The sequence below is a fragment of the Okeania sp. genome (assembly GCF_983059655.1).
In genome coordinates this window covers 1-6413 of the sequence record NZ_CEZPJD010000442.1, presented here as the reverse complement: position 1 = coordinate 6413, position 6413 = coordinate 1, and the positions used below count along the sequence as shown (strand labels likewise).

Sequence of the window (6413 nt, the reverse complement as noted above, 5' to 3'; positions counted from 1 at the left end):
ACATCAGGAAACTGTAAATTTGTATCGGCATTTCACCTCTCAAAATCAGAGAATTTATACAACAGATTATGTTTTAGATGAAACTTTTACCTTGTTTTTCAAGCGACTACATCCTTTGTTTTATCTTTAAAGTAACAAATGGAGGTGAAATTAATGAATTCTATTGAAAATGTCAAAGAAGAATTGCAAAGAAGAATTGAGAAATTACCAGAGCATAAAATCCCAGAAGTTTTACAGTTTGTCAATTTTTTGCTTTACTCCCAAGAACAGCTTTTTTCTCTTCCCTTTGAAAAAAAAGAAGTGAAAGAAAGCGATCCTTTAGCTGATTTTATTGGTGCAGTAGAATGCGGTTCTCTAGCTCAAAATATTGATTCAGAACTTTATAGAGAATAAACTTTTTGTAGATACATGGGGATGGTTAACTCTGAATTTGGCTTTAGAGAGATGTCAAATTAATCCGCTGGTTCTGTATATTCGCAGAAAATATTCAATCCAACTTTGACTATATACAGCACAATGATAGTGGCGATCGCTGGATTGATTGGTAAACTGGTCAATCCTACTAAATAAACAATTGCTCCTGTAAGTAAAGAAGCACTACCAGGATTTTTATTGTAGTCAGAGAGCTTCGAGCGAAAACCCTCATCACCACAAATTTCTTGGCGGAGTACCCTTTTCGTAACTTCCCAGAGAGATTCTCCTTCGCCGTAATCTTGTATGCCATTTTTTTCTGACCAAAGTTGGTCGAAACTAGCGTCAAATCTACCATCATGTTTTTCTAGGACAGCCATTGCTTCTTGAGCAGGTTGGTAATCTTGTAATAGCTGTTGTTTGCCTTTGATTTCGATACTGTTGAGTTGTGCTTCCATAATTATTTATCCTCTTTTTCTTGATTATATAGCGCTACACGCTAGGAAATAGTCAACTGTCAAAAGATTTCAGGATTTATAAATGTCCTAACCTTAATGCGTAGCTCTATATCTAGCAATTCTTAACATAAACAAAGGAATCTCAGGACTTAGAATCGTAGGATTTACAATCGGTATCTTTCCATCACTGTCTGCAACAAATTTACGAATTTTTGTCCGCAGTTCGCCTGAACATTCTTTGCCAGTAATCTCTTGCCAAATTGAGTCAAACTGACTTTCTCCCAACTCATAAAACATCCATCCTAAATTTTCAATATCTAATTCAATAGAGTCGGGCTTATATTGACTATCAATCAGAAATGCTTTGATATAAATCTCCAGGGCAGTGCCAAAATCTCCTTGCCATTCTGAGGAATTTCCTGCCTCTTGCAGGTATAAAGAAGCCCTGTTCCAGTCTTGAAACCTTTGGTAAATTTTAGCTACCTCTAGGTAATATCTAGCTGCCTCAGTAAATTTTTTCTGTTTTTTAACTATAAGACCTAAATTATGATAAGCAGAAATTGATTTGTAAGGCTGACCTAAACCTTCGTAAATCTTAATTGCTTTTTGGTAGTAAGCAATAGCATCACTAACATTTTGCTGGGAATAGGAAACATTCCCTAATTCTTGATAAACAGGTGCAGCTTTGTAAAAATCTTTAGCATCTTCTCGAATTTTTAGAGCTTTGTGTAAATATTTAATTGCTTCCGAAAAATTTTCTTGCTCGCGAGCTATCATACCTAAATTCTGATAAACATTAGCAGCTTTTTCTAAGTCTCCTAAGTCTTCCCTGATTTTGAGAGCTTCTTTTAACTGGCTAATTGCCAAGTCAAATTTTTGCTGTTGATAGGCAATCAAGCCAAGCTCCAAGTAATTGCTAGAAACGCTATACAAGTCTCCAACATCTTCATTAATTTTCCTAGATTTCTGGTGATAAGTGGTTGCTGTGTCAAAATCTTTTTTCATTTGATATGCTACCCCCAGAGCATTATAAACACTTGCGACCTCCGACAAATCTTGAACCTCCTTATAAATCTCAAAAGCTCTTTGATAGTAATCAATTGCTGTGTCAAAGTCATGCTTTGCTTGTGCCACATGACCCAATTCCATGTTGGCAACAGCAATATTACGCTTGACAGATGGGTCATTTAAGTCAGTGAGTTCATCCAACGTTTCTTGATGGAATAACCTGGATGTTTCTATATCACCACTCTCAAAAGCTTCAATTGCATCATTACTTATTAGATACTCCCATAAATTCAAGGCATTTACTCCCTTGGTCTTTACCTCTGACGAATGTATGCCAATCTGTTTTAATATTCGTTGTCGCAGTGCTCTAAATTCGGGTTGACGACCAAGGCGTCTATATACATCCCCCAAGGCTTGTAAGATACATTTCGCGTTATTCCAATCCTGATTTTGTTCGGCAAAGCGTAGATTTTGCAATAGGTTTGGTTCTTCCAAGAGGAAAGTAAAATTGGTATATTTCGCCTCACTGAGCAGTTCTTTTCGCAAATAAACTGCCAACCCTGCGTAGAAACGCAGCAACTTTTTTTCCAGTTCTTTAATTGCCTCCTGGGAATGTGCTTCAGCCAACTGCTGGCGCAGATACCAGGGAAGAGCCGGGTGAATCTTGTAAATATTTGAACCTAGATACTCTAGAATACCTGCTGCTACTGCTTCATTGAGAATCTGTAACCAATCAGATTCTTCTAAATTTTCCCCAAATACTTCTCGATATGCTTGCCCATACTCTCCAAATTCACCATCACAACTTTTCGATAATAACTGAAGCGAATGTACATGAACTCGTTTAGAAAATAAGGCTAAAAAGGGTAAGTGTCGTTGAGTACGCTCAGATAATTTGCTAAAAGAATAATCTAGAGATACTGTCAAAGATTTATCTCTTCCTTCCTCTTGGAGTCCCTTAAACGTATCCAATCCTTGGCGCAGAGCTTCAATAAGTTGTAGAGGTGTTTGTGTCTTCAAATAAGGTAGGATAACGCGCAAAGAGAGGGGATGTCCCCCTAAAAGACTCAATAATTCTAAATATTCCTGGGGCAGTTTTTTTCTATCTACACCTGCGGTTTGTAAAATTTTAGCAGCCAACTCCTCTGCATCTTGTTGAGTAAGTCCGCCCAAATTCATTAGACTATAACCACAATCAAGCCAAGGTTCTTCCCGCCTACTGGTAATCAGTACCCAGGTTTGTTCTCCGCGTAAGTCTTTGAGAAATTGTTTTAGCTCATCTCGCTCTGTATCTGGTAGTAGTGGCTCATTACCAGTAGGAAAACCAGCTACAGGTTCAAAATTGTCCCAAATCAGGAGACAAGGATTTGTTTTGAGATATTGCAGTACACCCTGTCGTTGTTTCTCAAAAGGATATTGAGAAAACTTTTCTCCCATCAATGCTCTACCAATCTGATTGACTATATTGCTTAAACCAGCACCAAACTCAAAAGAGGTAAAGAAAATTCCTCCAGTTCTTCCTTTAGTTTGTCCTAGCCAACTAGCAAAACCTCCAGCTAATTGGGTTTTGCCAACTCCACCTATGCCTTGTAACAAAACTACTTGATTTTGGCGAAATCCTCTCTCTAAACGTAAAATGTCATAGTCCCGACCAATAAAGCCATAAGCACTTTCCTCTGGTAAATTAACCATCGCTGTACTTTCGGTGACATTAGTTGTTAACTCCATAATGCCAGCCAACCCTCCAGTTTCCGCTTTCGAGGTAAACGGTACATAGGTTGTTTGCTGGTAAAGTACTGGCACCATCCAGTCTGCTAGTGGTAAATCACCTTTAGGACTGGGACGCAGACGGTTATTTAAAACTTCTTTGCGTCCATTTGCCACTGCTTGGTCGAGACTAGCTCCCTCAACTAGCTCTTCATACAAACGTCCGATAAAATATTTGGCAGCTTTAGCTTGAACTTTATAAGCCATTGCTACCACCCCCTTAGCACCCAAAGAAACCAATCGTGTTGCAACTGAAGAAAAATTTTCGACTCCCTCTTGAGCAGATTTGCAAGCATTTATCACAAAAATCGGCACGCCACAATCTGTTAAACTCTGGGCAATTTGAGCAGCAGTGACAATTTGGGCAGAACCATCCCGATGCTCAAAAACTAACACTCCTTGCCCTGCTGCACTCCCAAATGAGTGTTGAAAGCCTTGACTGGTAGAGTCAAAGTCGCCATGTCCATCAAAATGAACAATATGATAAAACCCTTTGTGTGCATTTAGTTCCTTTTCAAACTCATCGAAACTAGGAGGACGCAAAACCTTAAGGTTGACTTGCTGCTGAATTGGTTTCAAGGCTTCCAGCATTGGACGAGCAATGGTTTTCAAGGCAATATCACGCTCTCCATAGGGTCGCGCAATCACCAACAAAATATTCAACTTATCTTGGGGCATTTCCGCCATTTCTGCCCGCAAGGCAAAACTGTTCAAACTACGATACATTCCTGCCAGAGATGGAGCTAAGAAACTTCTGTCCAATGGCGAGTACAATAATTCCCAAGGTAAATTTAGCACCACAGGGCTATCTGAAGTGATGCTGAGTTCGCAATGATTCAGTCCTTCTCTAGTAGCTTCTTGAAAATATCCTCGTGCTTCTTCACTACTGCGAAATATCAGCTCAAATAATTGCTGTCCCCAAATCTGAAACTGTTGCTCAATTTTTTTTGCTTTGTCTGGTTCAATTCCGTAAGGAAATCGTAGATACTGCTCCAGATACCAACGTAAGTCTTCCAAAGCTTTTTGGTCGAAAGGATTCTCAAAAGATATAGGAGGAGCAGAACGAGGCATATTTTGTCCTCTCTGCCAAAAAAGTTGTATTGAATCCTCAATATGATTTACCACTAAGTGATTCTTCGCCATATTTTGTTTGTTATGTCGGATTGTATTTACAAAATTTAATTGTACTGAGCAATTTCAATAGTCAGAGATACTTTCAAGGGTTTCTTACTACAGTTATCACCAATTTGAATATACTGATTTCCCGATTTATTTTTAGTCATAGTACTTAACTTTTTTGAATAAATAAAAATCAAAAATAATATATTGATTACTGATAATAATGCGCCCCTGATTATAGCCTAAATTACTGGCACATTTTATCAAGCTCCAAAAATACAACAGTATAGATTTAACCCTGAAGAGACGACATTATATTTTGAGCATCACCAATCAAAATTATGTCTTGCTTAATATAATATCATAAACTTTACCAGCTATTCCTGAAATCAAATCAGCAATCCCAAATAAGTTTTCTTTTTGGCCTTATTTGAAGGCTTTACCATTTAGAAATTAATCATAAGGGCCAATCTTCCGTCACTGGCAATACCAATAGTATTGACTATCGCGGAATACCTAAAATTAATACTGAAATTTCCGAATGTTAGTTTGTCGATCGCTAGACTCAAAGGCAACCAATTAATGAAAATTCTCCACGTTTAACGACAGTTTATCCCATTGATTAATGGAGATAAAACGAATGAATGACATCAAATTACATGATACTGTAGCTTTAACAAAGAATATGAAAACTACACAATTTATGACCGATAAAGAAGTAATATTACCTAGAGGTCAAGTAGGAATTGTGGTAGAAATTTACGAGCAAGGAAAAGCTTTTGAGGTAGAATTTGATAATAAAAATGGGCAAACTTACGCATTAGTATCCCTTGAACTTGAAAAACTAATGTTGCTGCATACAGACTGATAACTGATAATTGATAACTGAAATGTACACCTCATCCAAACAACTTAATTTTGAAGAATTTATTGCCCAATACGGGGAGAATACACGTTATCAACTAATTGACGGAGAATTAAGAGACATGGAATCTACAGGCCCTCACGAAGCTATTGCCGGGAGTATTGCTGGTAGAATTTATGTCGAAATTTTTCGTAATAATTTTAATTGGTTAATTCCTAAAAATTGCCTAATTAAACCCCTATATACTGAAACTACAGCACTACGACCTGATGTAATAGTATTAGATAAAATCGAACTAACTCAAGAACCTCTTTGGCAAAAAGAACCTGTAATTTGTAATGGTAGTACTATTAAACTTGTTGTTGAAGTAGTTAGCACAAATTGGCAAGATGATTATGCCAGAAAAGTAGAAGAATATGCTTTTTTAAATATTCCAGAATATTGGATTATCGATTTTAAAGCATTAGGTGGTTTACAATTTATTGGCAATCCTAAACAACCTACTTTCACAATTTGCCAGTTAGTAAATGGTATTTATCAACAGCAACAATATCGCTTGGGTGAGCCAATTTATTCTGATTTATTTCCAAATTTACAACTGCGACTAGACGACGTTATGCCAACTTCATAATTCTGAAATAAAGCTCGAAATATTTAGCGCGATCGCTCTTTTTCCTTAAAACTATTCTGCAATTATATCATGTCCGCTTGAATACTTATTCTTTGGTGAAAGGAAGGTAGAAGGCAGAAGGTAGAAGGTTTTCTTCTTGGTGTTTGACATAGAT

5 protein-coding genes are annotated in these 6413 nt (G+C 37.3%); 3 read left to right on the top strand and 2 right to left on the bottom strand.

Going from position 1 to position 6413, the window contains the following annotated elements:
• Positions 1 to 153: 153 nt before the first annotated feature.
• Positions 154 to 393 (top strand): DUF2281 domain-containing protein, encoded by a 240-nt coding sequence (locus AC3DU7_RS21425; RefSeq protein WP_488041329.1) that lies wholly within the window; start codon positions 154 to 156, stop codon positions 391 to 393.
• Positions 394 to 452: 59 nt separating this feature from the next.
• Here AC3DU7_RS21425 and AC3DU7_RS21420 read toward each other — a convergent pair whose 3' ends face one another.
• Positions 453 to 869, bottom strand: coding sequence for a hypothetical protein (locus AC3DU7_RS21420; RefSeq protein ID WP_488041328.1), 417 nt, complete (start codon positions 867 to 869; stop codon positions 453 to 455).
• A 93-nt stretch (positions 870 to 962) separates the two neighbouring features.
• Positions 963 to 4787, bottom strand: a complete 3825-nt coding sequence (locus AC3DU7_RS21415) for a tetratricopeptide repeat protein (RefSeq protein ID WP_488041327.1) — start codon at positions 4785 to 4787, stop codon at positions 963 to 965.
• A gap of 616 nt (positions 4788 to 5403) precedes the next feature.
• Between AC3DU7_RS21415 and AC3DU7_RS21410 the strand changes: the two genes are divergently transcribed.
• Both AC3DU7_RS21410 and AC3DU7_RS21405 read left to right on the top strand, forming a co-directional pair.
• Entirely contained in the window at positions 5404 to 5631 is a 228-nt protein-coding gene (locus AC3DU7_RS21410; protein WP_488041326.1) for a DUF4926 domain-containing protein, read from the top strand.
• Positions 5632 to 5653: 22 nt separating this feature from the next.
• Positions 5654 to 6259: a Uma2 family endonuclease gene (locus AC3DU7_RS21405; RefSeq protein ID WP_488041325.1), complete on the top strand. Its 606-nt coding sequence runs from the start codon at positions 5654 to 5656 to the stop codon at positions 6257 to 6259.
• The last annotated feature ends 154 nt before the right edge of the window (positions 6260 to 6413 follow it).